Consider the following 18,667-nt stretch of genomic DNA (forward strand, 5'->3'; position numbering starts at 1 on the left):
CCCCCCCCTAGCTGACGCGAACCTTGAGCTGCTCGCCCTTGAGCGCCACAGCGATCTTCTTCACCGGTTTGCCGCTGGCCATGCGGGCGAGCAGGTCGCTCGAAATCTGTGCCAGCAACGTGCGTGTGAGGATGGCGTCGGCGTTGCGCGCACCGCTGTCCACGTCCAGGCAACGCGCCGCCATGATGCCTGCCAGCTCATCCGGAAACTCCACCTTGGCACCGTGGTTGTCCGCGATGCGCTGGCGGATTTTGTCCAGCTTCAGACCCACGATGGCGTGCAACACCTCGTCGCCGATCGGGAAGTACGGCACGATGGCCAAGCGTCCCAGGAAGGCCGGTTTGAACACCTGCTGCAGGGTGGGCCGCAGGATTTCCACCAGGTTATCCGGCGTCGGCTCGCGCGTCTCGCCTTCCACCGTCACACCGTGCTCGCAGGCACGCATCACCAGCTCGGAGCCGGCGTTCGACGTCAACAGGATGATGGTGTTCTTGAAATCCACCTCGCGCCCTTCGCTGTCCTCCAGCACCCCCTTGTCGAACACCTGGAAGAACAGCTCCAGCACGTCCGGATGCGCCTTCTCCACCTCGTCCAGCAACACCACCGAATACGGCTTGCGGCGTACCGCCTCGGTCAGCACTCCACCCTCGCCATAGCCGACATAGCCCGGCGGCGAGCCCTTGAGCCCGGACACGCTGTGCGCCTCCTGGTATTCCGACATATTGATGGTGATGAGATTGCGCTCGCCGCCGTACAAGGCCTCGGCCAGCGTCAGCGCGGTCTCGGTCTTGCCGACACCGGACGGCCCCACCAGCAGGAACACCCCCTTGGGCTTGCCCGGATCTTCCAGGCCGGCCTTGGCAATCTGCACCCGCTCGGCGATCTGCTCGAGCGCGTGATCCTGGCCGATCACCCGCTCCCCCAACAGCCGCGCCAGCTGCTGTACCTGAGCCAGCTCGTTGCTGACCATGCGCCCCAGCGGGATACCGGTCCAGCCGGCAATCACGTCGGCGATCACACTCTCGTCGACGCACTCGAACGCCAGCGGCTGCTGCTTGTGCAGCTCACGCAAAGCCTGGCGCTTGGCCTGCAGCGGGCTGACCTTCTTGCCCTTGGCTGGCTTAACCTCCCCCTGCTGCTGTTTCAGCTCGTCAATCTCGGCCACCAGTTGCTGCTGCGCCTCCCAGACCGTGTGCAGGCGCTCCAGGTCGGCCTGCAACTCGCCGCGCCGGGCTTCCAGCTCGGCGATACGCTCAGCATGGCCCTCCTCGCGCTGCAAGGCGGCAATCTCGCGCTCGGCATTGGCGATCAGCACCGCCACGTCCTCGATCGGTCCCGGCTTGCCGGCGCGCGACAGCGCCACGCGGGCGCAGGCGGTATCCAGCACGCTGATGGCCTTGTCCGGCAACTGGCGGCCGGTGATGTAACGGCTCGACAGATGCACGGCAGCGGCGACCGCCTCGTTGAGGATTTCCACCTGATGATGGGTGGCCATGGCGTGCGTCAGCCCGCGCACCATCTGCACCGCCACCTCCGGCGCCGGCTCCTCCACCTTCACCACCTGGAAGCGGCGCGCCAAGGCGGCGTCCTTCTCGAAATACTTCTTGTACTCGGCCCAGGTGGTGGCCGCGATGGTGCGCAGCTCGCCACGCGCCAGCGCCGGCTTGAGCAGGTTGGCCGCGTCGTTCTGACCGGCCGCGCCGCCGGCGCCGATCAGCGTGTGCGCCTCGTCGATGAACAGGATGATGGGCACCGGGCTCGCCTTCACCTCGTCGATCACCTGACGCAGACGGTTTTCGAACTCCCCCTTCACACTGGCACCGGCCTGCAACAGCCCCAGGTCCAGTGTGCGCAGACAGACACCGGCCAATACCGGCGGCACCTCGCCGTGCACGATCTTGCGCGCCAGCCCTTCCACCACCGCGGTCTTGCCCACGCCGGGCTCGCCGGTCAGGATGGGGTTGTTCTGCCGGCGGCGCATCAGGATGTCGATCATCTGGCGGATCTCGCCATCGCGCCCCAGCACCGGATCGATCTTGCCGGCACGCGCCTGGGCGGTCAGGTCGATGGTGTATTTGTCGAGTGCCACGCCGCTGCGGACCCTACCGGCCGGCATCTCCGCCGGCTGATCGGGCTCGGTGGCCGCCACCGGCCCGCCGCCCTCCCCGCCATGCTGGCGCAACGCGGCGTAAGCCGGTTGCAAGCGACCCGCTTCGACGCGCAGCAGGGCCGGGCAGCCGCTTTGCACCGCCGGACGCAGCGACTCATCACGCAACAGCGCCAACAGCAGATCCAGCGTGGACACGCTCTCCTGCCCGAACTCCGCACTGGCCAGCAGCCAGGCTTTCTCCAGCCACTTGGGCAGCCAGACCGACAGCACCGGGTTGCGGGTATTACCGGTGCGGAAGCCATCCAGGACGGCTTCCAGCCCCCGTTGCAAATCGGCCAGATCGATGCCGGCCGCCTGCAAGGCGGCGCGGGCGGCATTCATGTCCTGGTCGAGCAGGGTCAACAGCACATGCTCAATCTCGATCTCGTAGTGGGTGCGGGACAAGGCGCGGCTGGCGGCCTGCTCCACACTCTGCCGCGCCAGCGGCGTCAGGCGCTCGATCAGGGATTTCAGGGATACCGACATAGAGTTTCCATCAGATAAAGTGAATAAGGTCGGGTCAGGCTAGGCGCCATGCCAGGCAAGGCTCAGTGCAACAGCGCATAGCGCACGTCGTCCGGGTCGGCTGCCCGCGCCCCCAGCCAACTGCTGGCCCCCAGCCGCAATGGGGCATCTGCATCCAGCCGTGCCGGCGGCACATCGCGCTTGTCGAGCACCAGGCAGACATCCACCGCCAGTTGGTGCCCCACGGCAAACTGCATCAGCGCTTGCAAGGCGCGAGCTCCATCTCCCCCCGGCAGCAAGGCCTCGAATTGCGCACGACGCAAACACCCCAGGCGCAGTTGCAGCTTGGTCTGGCGATCCCACTGCCGCTCGCCGGCGAACAGCGACACCCCCAGTTCGCAGGACTGGCCACCCAGCTGGCTTTGCTCGGCCAACGGCACCTCCAGCCACAGCCCCGCAAACTGCTGCAACTGGGCACGGGTGCCGAACAGCCCCTCCACCAAGGTCTGCAGCGTCAGGGCCGACAGCGGCTTCTGGCTCAACAGGCCTGCGTAATAAATGAACAGCCGCTCATCCAGCAGGCCGTCCTGCGCCGCCTGCCCACGCAACCGGCTCAAACCGACCCCGGCCAGATCCAGCAGGTTGCGGCTGAAGCCATCCTGCTCGCCGGCCTCCTCGGCCAGCCAGAAGCGGTACTTGCGCCAGGCCGCGTAGAACAAGGCGATGGCGCGGTGGCTGAACAGATCGAGAAAGGAATGAAGAGTGGTGTCGCGGTATTGCTGCCGCCGCTCTAGCAAGAGCTCGGTATACGCCATCGGCAACACCCCGCTGGGCCCGGTCAGCCCCATGAAGCTGACCGTCATCTCGGCGGGAGCCGTGCCCTCCTCCGCCGCTGGCTGGTACTGCACCAGCTCGCTGGCTGGAAACGACAGCGACGCCAGGGTGCGGAAGCGCAGTTGAGCCGGCAGCGTGCGCCGCTGGCGACGCGCGCCCTCACACAAGCCTAGGAGGCGCACCGCCTGGAAAAAGCCGAACTGGCTGGCATCCCTGGCCAGCGCCAGCTTCAGATCACGAGGGCTTCGCCGGCTCGGGCTGGCCATGCCGCCACCTCCTCGTCACGTTGCACCGTCCTGACACGCAGGCGGGTAAAACTGTTGGGGGCGCAGTACAGCGCGAAGAACCGCTCCAGCAGGGAGGCGAACAGGTAGACGCTGCCGCCGACGTAGTAATCGGCATCCAGCGTCAGGGTGATCTCGGTACCGCGCACGAAACCGGAGAAATGCCGGCCGTTGACGCGCTGTACCGCCGGTTCGCTGCGGATGCCGACAATGCCCTGGATCTGCCGTACATTGGCCGCCGCATCGCCCAGGTTGTACAGCGTCAGCATTTCCTGCAGCGCCTCGCGTCCGGAATCGACGATAGACATGTAATTGAGCGACAGGTGCGAGATCAGGCGCCACTGCACCGCCCGCCCCAGCGGACTGCGCTGGCTGGCGCCGGGCTTGCGCAACAAGCGCACCCGCTTCACCACCGAATGCCCCGGCAACTGGAAATCCGTGCGCTGGGTGGCCTGGCTGCCGCCGAAGGGAATCTGCTCCGGCAGATCGCGGTTGCAGCACAGCAAGTCCAGACTCAGCACCTCGCCGGCCGGGCGTACCGCGTCGAACTGCAAATCCACCAGGTGCAACGCCATGTCGGTGCCACGGTCGCCCTGGCGCACCGATGGCTCGCGGGTGGCATGCCAGTAGAAGCGCGGTGCCTGGCCGCTGCCGTGCCGGGTGGCATAGAACGGTGGCACTTCCTCGCTGCTGTCGCCATCGCCGGATTTTTCCACCCGCACCACGCGGCGGATCTGCACCACCTCGTAGGCCTGCTGCTTGCGCGCGTCGGCCAGCACCGGGTAGCTGCTTTTCTGGTGCGTCACGCGGATTGGCTCGCCCGGCTGGGTAAACAGGTTGATCAGCGGCGTGCAGCCCAGCTTGAGGTGCGCCGGCTGCAGCTGGCTTTGCAGCCGGTGGTGGCGCTCACTGTCCGGGTAGTCGCGCAGCTGGATGCGCAGCAGCAGCGTGTCGCCCTGCAGCCGGGCCACCAGCGGCGCCAGGTTCAGCAGGTCGATGAACAGGAATTTGTCCGGGTAGCTGAAGTATTCCGACAGCAAACGGTAGCCCAGGAAGGAGCGCTCGTCGTACTCCAGCATGCCTTCATCCGCACCAAAGCCGACCGCCTGCAGGCTGTCTGCGGCCAACATGCGCGTACGTGCCGGGTCTTCGCTGCCATCCCCCACCTGCACCCGCAGCACGCTGGATAGCAGCAGCTCGTACAGCAGGTGCATCAGCGCCGGCTCACCGTCCAGGAAAAAGCGCAGCGACTGCAAATCGATGGCATTCAGCAACACCCCGCCCTGGGTCTGCAGCTTCAGCGTCAGCACCGCCGCCGCATCCGGCGCCAGGCTGCGCAGGTAGGGAGAGCCGCTGGTCAGCTCCAGCCGGGCCTCCTGCAGCTGCAGCGGGTACAAGTCCACCGGGTAGACGCTGCGAAACTTGCAGTTCACCCCCTGGATGGCCGGCGCCAGCACCTGCTGCCCGCGCTCGATACGGTAGCGTTTGCCGATCTCCGGCCGCTGCGCATCGCACTCGAACTGCACCACGGTGGCCGCCGGCATCGGCTGCAGGTAGTGCGGGTACATCACATCCAGAAAGCTGGTGGCCACCTCCGGGTAGTCGTCATCCAGCTTCTTGTGCACCCGCGCCGTCAGGAAGGCAAACGCCTCGATCAGCCGCTCGGTATGCGGGTCTTCGCACTGGTCGCCTTCCAGCTGCAACCGGCCGGCAATCTTGGGGTAACGGCGGGCGAACTCGCCCGACAGCTCGCGCAAATGGCCGAGCTCACGTTCGTAGTAAGGGAGGAGGGATTCGAGCATGTCAGGTATTCCGGGTTACAGGATTGCGCACCTGTTCATAGCGGCAGGTGCAGGCAAGCTGCTGTTCCAGATAGTTGGCAATGGCCATCAGCGCGCTGGTAACTTGCGCGCTGACGAACCAAGCCAAGGGTTGGCCGTAGCGGCAATAGCCAGGACAGGAACGGCGCAAGCTCATGGCGACAGCCACCCCAGTTGTTGCCGTGGTAAACGCCAGTCCAGACCGTGCTGCCAGGCGTAGTACAGCCACAGCCCTGCCGCGGTATACAGCGGCGGCAGCAGGTTGTAGCCCAGCAGCGCCAGCAGGGAACGGGCTTCGGAGTCATGACTGGCGGCACGGATGGCCTTGGGGAAACGCGGCTCGTAGCACAGCAGCAAGGAAGCGTAGTGGCCCAGACCCCAGATCACGAACACCGGGGTCAGCACCAGCCGCAGCCACAGAAAGCTGCGCCCCAGGTCGAAACCACCGGGCAGACTGAGCCGCGACACTGTCCACATGCTGGCCAGCGGGTTGGGCCACTTGCTACGCCGGCGGCGGGGTTTCGGCACCGCGTCCGGGCCATCTTCCATGAAGCGACGGATGTACTCCCAGAACGACAACAGATGCTGGTAGTCACGGCAGGCGTTGCCGACGAAAGCGCCATCGACACCCAACAGCTTGTGCGGGCTGTCGTTCTCTTCCGCCTTGGCAACCAACACCAACATGCCGCCTACACCCTCGTGGTTGGGCATATCCTTGGGGAGGCCTGCGTCAATAGCCTCCCAATCGTAAGCCTTCACACCCCCGAGAAAGCTTGGTCGCAGGAAATACACCTTCCGGGTATTGCGATTGAAGCGCACCACCAGCCGACGCATGGTGAAAGCTTCGAGCCGCCAAATTCGAGCCAGGTAGCGATAAAACGCATAAGCAACTGCAAAGATCATTACCCAGCTGACCAGCCCCGCCAGCAAGGATATTGGCTCAAGTCCCCCTTCCTCTGGCGAGACGGCAATGTTGTAGCTGATAACTGCCGTCGTGATGGAAAATGGCACCATGCCATATAGCAGGGCTCCAAACACCAGCGTCAGCAGGCCACGCTTGTCGTCGTTGTAGGTGCAGACATCCAAATAGCTGGCTGTCTTACAATAAATGGCCGCGTTGTCGTCCACTGATTTCGATCGACACTCACGGATATCCACTTCCTTAAAGTTCAGGTCATAACGAAGGCCGCGAGCCAGCATTTTTCTTGCGTCGGCCTCTCCTTCTTCAGCAACCTCTTTTTGAATATTGTCCAGCCACGAGCCCGGCTTGTGCCTGCGCCGCCCCATGGCGACCGACCACTCCAGAAAATACATCTCAACTCACCTCCAGCACTGCCGCACACAGCGCAGCCATGTGCCCAACCATGCCCAATGGGCTGCAGCTCCGCTGCTGGTAGAAGCCGGATGTTTCACCGCTACTTGCCGCAATTCCGGCATGGCAGAAGCAAGCAGCTAAAATGGCTGACTGCATGCGAAACGGGGAGGAAGTGAATTGCCTGCTCATGTCTACAGCCATCCCACCAGTTGCAGCGGCAAACGCCAGTCCAGACCGTGCTGCCAGGCGTAGTACAGCCACAGCCCTGCCACGGTATACAGCAGCGGCAGCAGGTTGTAGCCCAGCAGGGCCAGCAGGGAACGGGCTTCGGATTCATGACTGGCGGCACGAATGGCCTTGGGGAAACGCGGCTCGTAGCACAGCAACAAGGAGGCGTAGTGGCCCAGCCCCCAGACCACGAACACCGGGGTCAGCACCAGCCGCAGCCACAGGAAGCTGCGCCCCAGGTCGAAACCGCCGGGCAGACTGAGCCGCGACACTGTCCACATGCTGGCCAGCGGGTTGGGCCACTTGCTGCGTCGGCGGCGTGGCTCCGGCACCGCGTCCGGGCCATCTTCCATGAAGCGACGGATGTACTCCCAGAACGACAACAGATGCTGGTAGTCACGGCAGGCGTTGCCGACGAAAGCACCATCCGCAGTAATCTGGCTATGCGGGTTCACGCCATCTCTGGTGATAGCCCCGATAACCAACATCCCTCCCACGCCTTCGTGGTTGAGCATATCCTTTGGCAGTGCCGCATCGATCTCGTCCCAGTTATACGCAGTCACGCCCCCCAGAAAGGTTGGCCGCAGGAAATACATCTGCCGGGTCTCGCGATTGAAACGCACCACCAGCCGGCGCATAGTGAAAGCTTCGAGCCGCCAAATTCGAGCCAGGTAGCGATAAAACGCATAAGCAACTGCAAAGATCATTACCCAGCTGACCAGCCCCGCCAGCAAGGATATTGGCTCAAGTCCCCCTTCCTCTGGCGAGACGACAATGTTGTAGCTGATAACTGCCGTCGTGATGGAAAATGGCACCATGCCATATAGCAGGGCTCCAAACACCAGCGTCAGCAGGCCACGCTTGTCGTCGTTGTAAGTACAGACATCCAGATAATTCCCTGTCTTACAGTAGATAGCGTAATTGTCGTCCACCTTTTCTGCACGGCTCTCGTGGATATCCACATCCTTGACATCACCGCCGGAACTGACTCTGCTAGCAAGGCTTTTCTTTTTATTAGCAGCAAGCTTATAAGCAACATTTTTCTGAAACTTATCCTGCCACGAGCCTGGCTTATGGCGCATTCGATTTAAAGCCACCGTCCATTCCAGATAGTACATTTCAGCTTACCTCCAGCACTGCAGCATCCAAGGCTGCCATTTCTTCTTTGGCCATGCCAAACCCCGCAGTGCTTCGATCCTTGCGCAAACAAGATTTGTCGCACCAGCTTTCCAACGCATCATCACTGAACATCCAAATGGCAATCGTCAATCCGATCCCGGCAACCGTGAATAAACGAGCGCCACGCAATAGCAACAATGCAATACGCTCTGTAGCTAAAAATGCACTTACCTCGGTTGCCGCAGTCAGAATGACCTTTGCAAATTCCCCCTTACTTCTGACCAGTAACCATTCAAAGAACGGTCCTGCCGCCCCAATCGCAATACCCGCCCCAACCAAAGCACCAGAAATAGAAACCATCCCTCTCAATGCATAAACAGCTGCCAATGCACTAAATTGATTTTTTGCTGCCTTTTTCTGTGCCTCTACCGCACTATCAAAATCCACCAGTCCGCCAATAATCCCCCCAACCGCCCCCAGCGCCCCGGCACTGAGCTTGAGTGCTCCGAGCCCGACATGGCTGTTGCCGACCAGCGCGTGATTGCCGCTTTTGGCCATCCGCTCGCAAATGCCACCGGTTAACTCCAGCAGCACCGCCCCCATGCCAAGACTTGCAGCGGTGAGTTCCCATACCGCTTTCTGGCCGGGCGATTCTTTCAGGGAGTTGCTTTTCAACAGCAGGTTTGCCATTTCCAGTACTGCCACCACTGCGCCAAATCGCAGCCCGTTGAAATCGTTTCCCTTGCTGGCATCGGTAAGCAGCTTGTTGACCTGGTTACGCATGGCTTTGCTGACAGCGTATGTTTTGCTGTTGAACGCCTGCGGCGAGGGGTAGGCGGCCTCCAGGTCCTTGCTCAGAACCTTGCCCAGCGACAATTTGAGCAGGGCATGCAGCACATTGGAGCGCGCTATTTGCCTGTCGATGAGTTTCCCGCCGGGCAGGTTGGCCAGCAGCGTATGCCCGCCTTGCACCATGAGCATGCTGATGCCGCCCAGATGAGAAACACTGACTACCCCGCTGTTCTGTGAACCATGGGCAATGGCATTGGCCAGATCATTCAGCTTGGCCCACAGGTCACTCACACCTTTCAGGGCTTCCTGCCATTTGCCGGCGGCATCCGCGATGCCGCCAGACAAGCCACCGGCGGCAACAAACTCTTCTTTGGCCTTTTTCTGGTTCAGCAGCATGCTATTGAGCAGCAGGGTGGCCGGCTTGAGGCTGCTTGCATCCAGCTGCTGGTTAAGCCACGCCTGCCCGCTCTGGCAGCTGTTGAAGCCATTGATACACATGCCCGCCTGGCCGGCGCTAGCCGCGCCACTTTCCAGGTGGTTGTCGTCATACAGTGCCAGCGTGTTGTGCAGCAATGCGTCGTTCAGCCATTGCAGCTGGTCGCGGGCGCGCTGCTCGTTGAGCGCATCACAGGCTTGCGCCACCAGGTGAAAGCCTTGCAGCACTCCCTGGTACATGGCTTTGGGCTGCAGGCGTTTGGCGTATTTCCCCCAGGCGGCGTCGCCGATGCGTTTGGCGTTCTGCTTGCGCCATTCCGCCCGCTTTTGCTCGTATTCGGCACGGTTCTTATAAATGGCATCCGGTGGGGTGCCACGCAGGTCCGGCATGCTGTACGGGTGCTTTTTGGCTTCGCTGGCAAGGTCATCCAGCGATACGCCCAGCTTGGGCTCGCGCTGGCTGATCGCGCCCTGGCGAATCTGCATCTCGGCGTTGTCCACCGCATCAATGAGCGCCATCAGCTGCTCGTTCTTGTACGTGCCATAGAACGGCGTTGTGCCTTGCATCAGCTTGTTTAGCCGGTTGATGGATGCACTACGCCAATTGTTCAGTTCCTGCACGATGCCCAGGGGGTCATGCAGAACGATGGCCAGCCCTTTCTTGTTGGCCAGCTCCTGTTGCAGGTTCTGCAAGCGTCCGGTGTAGGGATAGGGTTGGTTCTTCACCAGGCTGACGTCCTGCCCGAAAAACGGATGCAGGTGGTTATTAAAGCGCGGCGCCAGCTTGCGGCCATCTCCTTGCAGCGAACGGAATTCCGCAACGGTAGCCGGCAACTCGGCAGGCAGCATGGCGTGGGGCTGCGCCACTGCCTTGCCCTGGAAACTTTGCAGCATGCCATGCAGCTTGCTGTCGGTTTCGATCTTGAGCAGGGCTGCCTTGGTCAACGGATCCGGTAGAAACAGTACTTTCAGTTCGGAAACATCTTCGGCCTTTTCGACGCTGATCAGCGAGGCGTTGACACCATGGGTTTCCGGATTGCAGCTGAACGCGGGGGGCGCTACCGCGTCCCCCAGCGGAATCCTGGCGATATATCCCTGGCTGTTTACCGCCCAGGCGCTGTCCCATTTCAACTTGCCTTTGCGCTTTGCCATGACATAAAGGTAGCCATGCCGCAGCATGCGCACGGTGTAGGCAGCCGTACCCAGTTTCTTGTCTGCCACGCCCCTGCCCAGGTTGTCGCCCGGTTCTGCAAACTCGGCGTGCCCTGCATCGCTGGCGGCTACGGCGTAGCGCAAAGGCAGCAGCAGCAGCCCCTGTTTGCCACAGAACTTGTTTTTGCACGGCGTTGGCTCGCTCACGCAACCACTCCTCTTGTTTTATCTGCAGATGGCCAGCGAATTGGCTTGGCCCAGAACTCCCCCCCGGCAAACAGCAACCACTCCGTCAGGGAGGGCGAGCGGTCCTGCTGGTATTGCTGCAGTTCTGCCGCCACCTCCGGGTAGCGCTCGCTGCAGTCGCCCCCCAGTAGCAGCCAGAGCAAGGCACAGCCCACCATATCGTCCTGGCTGGCAACCCAGGGCCGCGCCGCAGCTTGCCGCAGCAGCGTGCATACCTGGACAAAATCAGGTACCTCATCCAATGCAACGGTCATTGGATACAGTTCATGCAAACCATTCAGGCACCGCAGCAAGTGGTGGTATGGCGCAGCCAGATCCAGTGCCTGCCAGTCTTCTGGGGCCAGTACCAGATGGCCACTCCGTGGCCACTGGCTGTCATGACGCATGCAGCGGTACTCCCCGGAAAAATCCGCGTACCACCAGGCATCCATCGGGCCCAGCAGCTGGATGCGTTTTACAGCCGGCAAGCTTTCATCCAGCAACCGGGTTATCCGCGGGTCGTAATAGCGCAAGTGGTGCATCTGGCCATCCGGGTAAGGCTGTGCAAACAGGCGACGCAAGTGCTGCTGTACTTGTTCCGCCGGTTGTTTCGAATACAACCAGCCAGCCACCATGGCATTACCACCACGGGTCAGGGATTGCCGGATGCCATCCGTGCCCAGCTGCGCCCAGAAGTGCTTTTGTTCCTCCGTCATGCCCGGCAAGACAGACAAGTCGATCAGCAGGGGGGCACGCTCCGGCTCGTGAGCAAAAAATGCGTCCTCAAGCACGATTGCAGCTCCTGCCGGTACGCTCTGGATGCCCTCCTCTGCCGCCAGCGGGTTGCTCTGGGTGCGATCCAGCAGCAAGTACCAACCTTGGGCCACGGGGGAAAACACTTCTGCCGGAAGCGCAGATAGGCTCATGTTGATTCGCTGCTCCATCAAAACGGGTACGGCGTGCTTGCCGCACCAGCATGAGCAGCATCGGCTACCTGAAAACTGCAGGGCTGCGGCGGTTTGAAAGAGAGGAATGGCGCGGTCATGCTCGCCGGCCCGCTCCAGTCGTGGCTTGCCCCCTTGAAGCTCACCTTGCCCGGCGCGTGCAGTTCGATCTTGCCGTCCTTGATGCGGATGTAGGCACCGCCGCAGGTCAGCAGCACTTCTTTCTTGCCGTTGAACAGCTGGCTGGCGTTCAGGCTGCTGATGGTCACATCCCTGTCTGCAGTCAGCTCCATCGCATCGCTCTGCGCCTGAACCTGCACCTTGCCCTTGGCGGCGATCAGTTTCAGGCTGATTGAGTCCTTCACTCCGGCCACGAACAGGCTGATGTGCTGGCCCACGTTGTGCAGCCAGCGCCGGCCCGAGGTCTGCTGGGTGTCGCGCTGGGCTATTTGGTCGAGATTGGTGCCGGCGGCCAGGGTGAGGCTGTTGTCGGTGGTCGCGGCGAGGCCGGCCGGGGCACTGAGGATCATCAGCGGTTGTTGGCCACCCTGTTCTTTCGCGGTCTTGCCTTCTTTGTCGGGATTGCTGCCGGCCTCCCACGCTTTCAGTGCCTGCACGTGGTGTTGCAGGTGGCCGTCGGCTTTGTTCGCGCCTTTGCCGTTGTCGGGCTTGATCTCGGTGGGCCCGGTTTCGACAGAGTCGGCCAGCTGCGCGGTAGCGGTCTCGCCCAGCGATTGGCTCAGGCTCAGCGCGGCGTCGAGCTGGCTTTGCGCGCCGTCGCGCGCCAGTTGTTTGCCGGAGGCTGAGGGCTGCGCTTCGGTGCTGAGCAGCAGGCCGTGGCCGGCGCGGATGGCGCCGTGGCGGTCGGTGCGCAGTTCGAAGCCCTCGCCGCGCGGCGTGGCTTTGCCGTCGGTTCTGGGGTGGGTGAGGTAGCCCTGGTTGAGCTGCGTCTGGCCGTGCTCGCTGCTGAGCTTGGCGCGCACCTCGCCGGGGGTGTCGTCGAACAAGAGTTCGTTGTACTGGCCGCCCTGGTGCTCTTTCGACTTGATGCCGGACAGGGTCTTGTTGCCCGGCAGGTTGCCGGCGCCGCTGAAGGCGGGCGGCGGGTGGCTGCCGTTGTACAGCACGCCGGTGATGACCGGGCGGTCGATGTCGCCTTCGAGGAAGTCGACCAGCACTTCCTGGCCGATACGCGGGATGAACTGGTGGCCCCAGCCGGCGCCGGCCGAGGGCATGGCGACGCGCAGCCAGCAGCTGGAGGTGTCGTCGAGGTTGGCGCCGATCGTCGGGTGTTCGTCGGGACGCTGCCAGTGGAACTGGACCTTGATGCGGCCGTGGGCGTCGGTGTGGATCTCTTCCCCCGCAGGCCCGACCACGGTGGCGGTCTGGGCGCCACGCGCGGTGGGCTTGGCCAGCGCGGTGCCGGCGTAGGCCGGGGTGAGCGGCAGGCCGCGGCGCTGGGCGCTGAAGGTGGTGTGGTACGGAACGTCGCTTGCCGACGTGTCGGCCCCCGCGCCGGCGGTCGACGTTGGCCGAAGGCTGGGCGGCAGGGCCCGTGCCAGGTCGGTCGGCAGGTTGTTGCGGGCGGTGAAGGTCTGGCGCGTGACGATGAATTCGCGCTGTTCGGGAGCGTCTCCCTCGTGCGCCGGGTGGTCGTCGAGGCGGAACCACTGCCCGGCGGCGAGCCCGCGCACCGAGCCGCCACCGTCGAAGCGCTTGGCCTGCGCGTCGTGCGCCTGCTGGCGCAGCCGGGCGTAGTGGGCGAGCTGGTCGGCATCGCCGGCGTAGTAGGGGCCGGGGACGTCGTAATCCTGCAGGCTGCTTTGCAACCGCGTCCCATCGGAGCCCTGCTCGACGGCGCTGCTATCGCCGCTGTAGCCGGTAGCGACCGGCTGGTAGTCGAAGCTGGCCAGCGCCACGCCGCCACTGACGATCCGGCGCGTGCCGTCCCAGCGGGTGAGGCCATCCTCTTCTTCCGTCGCATCGCTGCGGTGGAAGCGCACCCGCTCCACCCCGGCGGCCGGCGGCGAATACGGGTCGTCGAAGGCGACGAGCTGGACCAGCGGGAGAGCCCCGCGCGACGCGGCGCGACCTTGCTCGCTCGCTCCCTCTCCATGCTCGAAGCGCCAGGCCAACCCTTCTTCGTGCAGCAGGCGCACGAGGAAGTCGTAGTCGCTCTCGCGGTATTGCAGGCAGTAACTGCGGGAGGGCAATTCGCCCGCGAGCGCGAAGTCGAGACACTGCACCGCCGCGAACACCGGGTTGGCGGCGGCGTGTTCGGCGAACACCTGGCGCACGATGTCGGGCACCGAGAGGTCCTGGAACACCCGCGAGGTACGGCGCAGGCGCAGCAGCGCGAACGGCGGCTCGACGGTGAGCGCGTACTGGGCGAAGCCGCCGTCGCTGCCCAAGCTGTCGACAGCGCTGACCACGCCGCCGCGCACCTGCTCGGTCCCGTCCCCCCCGGCGATGCCGAGCCGCACCGGCACGCCGAGCAGCGACTTCAGTTCGAGGCCGGCGTCGGGCGACAGGCACTCGACCCGGTAGCGGTAGCTGTCGGCGACCGCCTCGTCGCCGTGCACGGCGAGTGGCAGCAGCGTCTCGCCCCAGCGCTGGCCGTCGCCCAGTTGCAGGGTGAGGAGGCGCTGCTCCTGGCGAAAGGCGGCGGCGAAGCTGGCAAGCAAGGGGGAAAGATCCATGGGAAGACGACGGCTTTTCAGCCCTGAACCTTATAAACGTTGGACGACAGTTGCAGCGTGGCGTCAAAGCTCACGGGGGGACGGTGCGGGTGTACTTTCAGTACCGCATCGACACGGAAACGCAGGTGCCGCTCCCTTTCCCTCGGCGCATCCAGATTCACCCTGACGCGGGACAAACGCGGTTCGTGGATTTCAATGGCGCGGCGCAGTTGCTCACGTAACAGTTCGCGGTCGTCGGGATTCAGCAGGCTGATGCCGCTCAGGTCGGGAATGCCGAATTGCAGCATGCTGTCCCCTGCCAGGGTATGAGCCTCGAACAGTTCAGGCTGCGCCATGACGCGGGTATTGAGCAACGCTTCTAGATCACGCGCCAGCGCACGGCGGAACTGAGGCAGCTCGAACAGCAGGTGCTCGGTCCCATGGCTGAGATCGGGCTGGTCGTCCAGCAGACGGTCCAACACCGAAGGCAGTATCTGGGTATGCCGCAGTGAGGGGGCATTCATCGCTCAGATTCCGAACAATTTGCTCAATTGACGACCAAGCAACCAATGGTAAGTCCCCCAGATCGCGGCGCCAGCCAAGGCCAGCAGCGCGAAGTACAACCACAGCGGCAATTCATGGCGGACATAGGCCTGGAAACGTTGAGGAAGCTGCCAATTGGGTGCGAATTCGGCCTTGCCACCCCTCACCTGCTGGATTTCCTGCCCCAGCTTGTGGGTGAGGTAACCGAGTTTTTCTTCGCCCTCCAGCAGATAACGTCCCTGGAAGCCCAGCAACAGGCAGGTGTAGTACACCTCCAGTTCCTCGATGTGTCGTGCCGGCTCCAGCCGCAGTTGCTCCAGTCGGTTGAAGAAACCCTCCCCGGCCAGATGCTCGCCAAACAGACGCAGTTGCAGCGGCATGCGCTCCCACTCGTCGCGCAGCGAAAAATCGGACGACAGGATGATCTCGTCCAACAAGGCACAAAACGCGTATTTGGCTTGGCCGATAGCCTCCACCGACTTGCCGAAGTTGCGGGCGTTGCGTTCGTACTGCAGCAGGAACTGGTCGATACGGCGGTTGAATTCCACGCTGCTGCCCGGCGCGTTGCCGTCTTTCAGCAGAAACAGCAGGTACACGCCGTCTTCCAGCATCTCGTGCAGGCTGGGGCAGGTACTGGCCACGTTGATGGTGGACTCGTTGGCGATGGTGGTTACGGCGGCTTGACTCATGTTGGCCTCAACGGAAAACGGCGATCAGTTCCAGGGTTAGCCCGGACAAGGTTTGCGGAACGTAGATGCAGATGCTGCGCGACTGCAACATGCGGGCAAAAATGTCGCCGTGCGGCTGGAGCGCAAAGTAATGATTTCCCACCCGCACCGGCACGGCGGAAGGCGTCTGCGCCGCGTGACTCAGCGCCACCCCGCGCATCGCGGAGTTAAGAATCTTCTCGACATCGTCCGGTGCGCCGATCTTGAACTTGAGCGGTACGTTGTCGATGATCTGGCTGGCCGGCTGTTCACTCTGCACCGAAAGGTAAAAGTCGACGTTGTCCAGCAGGCGGTCGCTCTCCAGCCGGCCAATATGGAAGGACGGCTTCGGGGAATGCAGCGGGATGACAACATAGCGTGCCGAGATGACGGTTTCCAGCAGCTCCCGTATCTGCAGGTCCAAAGCAGCAAACACCGCATGCAGAGCGTAATGGCGGTAGGCAGGTATGTCGGCCAGCGCATAGCGGGTGGAAAACGTCTGCAGCTCGCCACAAAACTCTGCCAGCGCCATGTACAGCTCTTCCGGGTGCAGCGGGTTGCTCAGCGACAGGTGGCGCAAACGAGCAAAGTTGCGATTGACGGTATGCAGCAACCAGAAGGCGCTGATGTCGCTGGAGCCAAATTCCATCACGCTCTTGGCTCGCTCGCGCTGTGCCCCCGTCAACGCCTGGCTTTTCACCAACAGGATATCCAGCAGGCGCCGCACCAACTGCGGCAGTTCTCCCGCAGCGCCGATGGTCAGCAGCGGCGGCAGGAAATCGCCCGCCACGCCCCACTGGCCGGTGGCATCCTTCTGCAGACGGCACAGTGGAATGGCATCGTAGCCATCGCGGTTCTCTTCTTCGAACATCAGGCGCACGTCGGGCTCCAGTGTCGCCACTTCGGCCGGGAGCGCCTGGGTATAGAGATCGGCCAGCTCCGAGCCGCCATTCTGATAACGGCTAGGCCTGCCGGCCTGCTCGCCACTGCGGGCATTGCCGCCATAGGCCTGCAGATCGGCCAGGCAGGCATACAGCGTCGTGGCCACGCCCAGTTGCGGTAGGGTCGAGAGGTCCCGGGACAAAGGCAATGGCGAGGACTGCGGGGCCTGATAGAGCAGGCCATCGCGGAACAGGATGCCCAGGGCATCCACCCGCACCATGCCCCCCTTCAGCGCCTGTTCGTCCAGCCGCAGTTGCTGCACACCCCACGTATGACGGCACAGCAACTGCTGGCGGCTGACGGCATCTTGCTCGAGAAACAGCGTTTGCTGCTGGAAATGCTGCGGGCGCAGAAACATGCCTTCGCCCCACAACACACGTTTAGCTTGTTGCATCTTCAATCAATCCGGTGAGCCAGGCACTCTGCACTGGCCAACACATCCAAAACCAACACGCTAGGCAAACGTCTGGCCTAGCGACAATCGACCTGCAGCGACTTGGGCTGCCCCGGCAACAGCTTTGGCGGGGGCTTGACGGCACGCAGGTAACAGTCTTCCGCCGCGAACTGCAGCCCCTTGCTGCGCACGACATCGGCGTCGTACAGCAAGCGCCAGAAATGCCGGTCCGGCTGGCGGAACAGGGCCACCAGGCCAATGTGCGAGGCCTCGGGGTTCACCACGAAACCGGACACCGTAACGCGCGTCCCCGGCAGCAGCGTCATCTCGCGCATGTCGAGCAGTTCGGATGCCAGCAACTCCTTGTCCGACTTGGCCGTCGCCAGCGACTCCATGCTCAAGCGGTTGAACGCCTGATCCGACTTCAGCTGATAGACCCGCACCACGACCGACAGAGGCTTGCCGCGACCATCGCGGTTCAGCTGCGCAGCGGCTTCGCCGGACACTTGTACTTCCTTGTTCGAAGCACACCCGGACATGAGCAATACGGCAGGCACCAGCACCCCCAGAACCCCCCTGGCATGACGCCACAACCCGGCCTTGCAATGCTGCATCTGTCAGCTACCTCTGGAAATCATGCCAATTAGACATGATAATTGAAATGCATTTTTTACACAAAGAATGCATAAAATTAAATTTATTAGTATTTTTACCTATAAAATCATAGTTAAAAACATGGGCATTACACATAGCAGGCACATGAACGGGCTAGATTCAGTGCAGATCTACCTCGCACCAGCGACAGCCATGTTGCTGATATGCCTGATCGCATGGGTTGGCATTCGCTTTTTCAGCAAAAAATCATCAAAAAATGAACAACATACAAAAGAAAAGGGCTACACAGCCACAACACTGACGACTACGATCAGCGCTCAAAATTTATGCCACAAGACATCGTCACGCACATCAAATCACCACATAAATAATGTAAAAAAACATATAAAAAAGTACTTTGTCATTGCCAAATTACCCCTTGTTTCGCTATCTTTGGCCGCCATTCCAGTCGTATTGGCTTTGTTTTTTAGAGAAATGCACCGTTCATCGGAATTCATCCCTAATGAATACACGCACAGCTCTCGCATCAAGCTGACCTTGCAGGAGGAGCAGTTGGTGCCTCCCCCTCCTCTGCCCCCGGAGGCTTTCAGAGATGCCATCAGCCAACAGCCACGACTGAACCGGGCGGACCGAGACTGGAACAAGCTCGATGCAGCGTTCGTTCAGACGGTGCTGCGCGTCATGGCACGGCTGGAGGCACGTGGCTTCCCCATGACCCTGCTGGAGGGGTACCGCAGCCCCGAACGTCAGGATGCCCTGGCGGGGCAAGGCACGCTGGTCACCAAGGCCAAAGGTGGACAGAGCAAGCACCAGTGCGGCCTGGCCGTCGATCTGGCTCCCGTCAGGAACGGGAAAGTCGTGGTTTCGGAGCGCGCCCCCTGGGCCATGTCGGCCTACCTTGCTCTGGGAGAAGAAGCCACGGCGGCGGGACTGACCTGGGGCGGTAACTGGAGTTTCAAGGATTACGGCCATATCGAACGCAGCGGCTCGCTGAAGCAGCTGTTGGCCCGGCAGCAATAAACGAAT

At 62.4% G+C, this 18,667-nt stretch carries 14 protein-coding genes; 1 reads left to right on the forward strand and 13 read right to left on the reverse strand.

The window, feature by feature from the left end; all coding sequences use genetic code 11:
• Positions 1–7 precede the first annotated feature (7 nt).
• The 13 genes from tssH to tssJ form a co-directional block, all read right to left on the reverse strand.
• Entirely contained in the window at positions 8–2,635 is a 2,628-nt protein-coding gene (tssH, locus tag FURADRAFT_RS16560; RefSeq protein WP_008955312.1) for a type VI secretion system ATPase TssH, read from the reverse strand.
• A gap of 62 nt (positions 2,636–2,697) precedes the next feature.
• On the reverse strand, positions 2,698–3,714 hold the full coding sequence (gene tssG / locus FURADRAFT_RS16565) for a type VI secretion system baseplate subunit TssG (protein ID WP_008955313.1): 1,017 nt from the start codon (positions 3,712–3,714) through the stop codon (positions 2,698–2,700).
• Positions 3,678–5,534, reverse strand: a complete 1,857-nt coding sequence (tssF, locus tag FURADRAFT_RS16570) for a type VI secretion system baseplate subunit TssF (protein ID WP_008955314.1) — start codon at positions 5,532–5,534, stop codon at positions 3,678–3,680. The genes tssG and tssF overlap by 37 nt, the downstream gene beginning before the upstream one ends.
• A gap of 1 nt (position 5,535) precedes the next feature.
• A complete protein-coding gene (locus tag FURADRAFT_RS20735; RefSeq protein ID WP_008955315.1) occupies positions 5,536–5,709 on the reverse strand; it encodes a hypothetical protein in 174 nt (57 codons plus the stop codon).
• Complete coding sequence (locus FURADRAFT_RS16575) at positions 5,706–6,866, reverse strand: DUF6708 domain-containing protein (RefSeq protein WP_008955316.1); 1,161 nt, start codon at positions 6,864–6,866, stop codon at positions 5,706–5,708. Before FURADRAFT_RS16575 ends, FURADRAFT_RS20735 begins: the two co-directional genes overlap by 4 nt.
• Before the next feature lie 192 nt (positions 6,867–7,058).
• Positions 7,059–8,213, reverse strand: coding sequence for a DUF6708 domain-containing protein (locus tag FURADRAFT_RS20260; RefSeq protein ID WP_008955317.1), 1,155 nt, complete (start codon positions 8,211–8,213; stop codon positions 7,059–7,061).
• Position 8,214: 1 nt separating this feature from the next.
• Positions 8,215–10,800, reverse strand: coding sequence for a T6SS effector BTH_I2691 family protein (locus tag FURADRAFT_RS16585; RefSeq protein WP_008955318.1), 2,586 nt, complete (start codon positions 10,798–10,800; stop codon positions 8,215–8,217).
• Complete coding sequence (locus FURADRAFT_RS16590; RefSeq protein ID WP_150105095.1) at positions 10,797–11,744, reverse strand: DUF4123 domain-containing protein; 948 nt, start codon at positions 11,742–11,744, stop codon at positions 10,797–10,799. The genes FURADRAFT_RS16585 and FURADRAFT_RS16590 overlap by 4 nt, the downstream gene beginning before the upstream one ends.
• A 17-nt stretch (positions 11,745–11,761) precedes the next feature.
• Entirely contained in the window at positions 11,762–14,461 is a 2,700-nt protein-coding gene (locus tag FURADRAFT_RS16595) for a type VI secretion system Vgr family protein (protein ID WP_008955320.1), read from the reverse strand.
• 17 nt (positions 14,462–14,478) lie between these two features.
• Positions 14,479–14,964 carry a type VI secretion system baseplate subunit TssE gene (gene tssE, locus FURADRAFT_RS16600; RefSeq protein WP_008955321.1) on the reverse strand — a complete coding sequence of 162 codons (486 nt, stop codon included), beginning with the start codon at positions 14,962–14,964 and terminating at the stop codon, positions 14,479–14,481.
• Positions 14,965–14,967: 3 nt separating this feature from the next.
• Complete coding sequence (gene icmH / locus FURADRAFT_RS16605; protein ID WP_008955322.1) at positions 14,968–15,672, reverse strand: type IVB secretion system protein IcmH/DotU; 705 nt, start codon at positions 15,670–15,672, stop codon at positions 14,968–14,970.
• 7 nt (positions 15,673–15,679) lie between these two features.
• On the reverse strand, positions 15,680–17,026 hold the full coding sequence (gene tssK / locus FURADRAFT_RS16610) for a type VI secretion system baseplate subunit TssK (protein WP_008955323.1): 1,347 nt from the start codon (positions 17,024–17,026) through the stop codon (positions 15,680–15,682).
• Positions 17,027–17,103: 77 nt separating this feature from the next.
• Positions 17,104–17,640, reverse strand: coding sequence for a type VI secretion system lipoprotein TssJ (tssJ, locus tag FURADRAFT_RS16615; protein WP_008955324.1), 537 nt, complete (start codon positions 17,638–17,640; stop codon positions 17,104–17,106).
• A 67-nt stretch (positions 17,641–17,707) separates the two neighbouring features.
• Here tssJ and FURADRAFT_RS21155 point away from each other — a divergent pair, with 67 nt between their 5' ends.
• Positions 17,708–18,661, forward strand: coding sequence for a M15 family metallopeptidase (locus FURADRAFT_RS21155; RefSeq protein ID WP_236261617.1), 954 nt, complete (start codon positions 17,708–17,710; stop codon positions 18,659–18,661).
• The last annotated feature ends 6 nt before the right edge of the window (positions 18,662–18,667 follow it).

It is taken from the genome of Pseudogulbenkiania ferrooxidans 2002, assembly GCF_000174355.1.
In the GTDB taxonomy this organism is placed as follows: Bacteria; Pseudomonadota; Gammaproteobacteria; order Burkholderiales; family Chromobacteriaceae; genus Pseudogulbenkiania; species Pseudogulbenkiania ferrooxidans.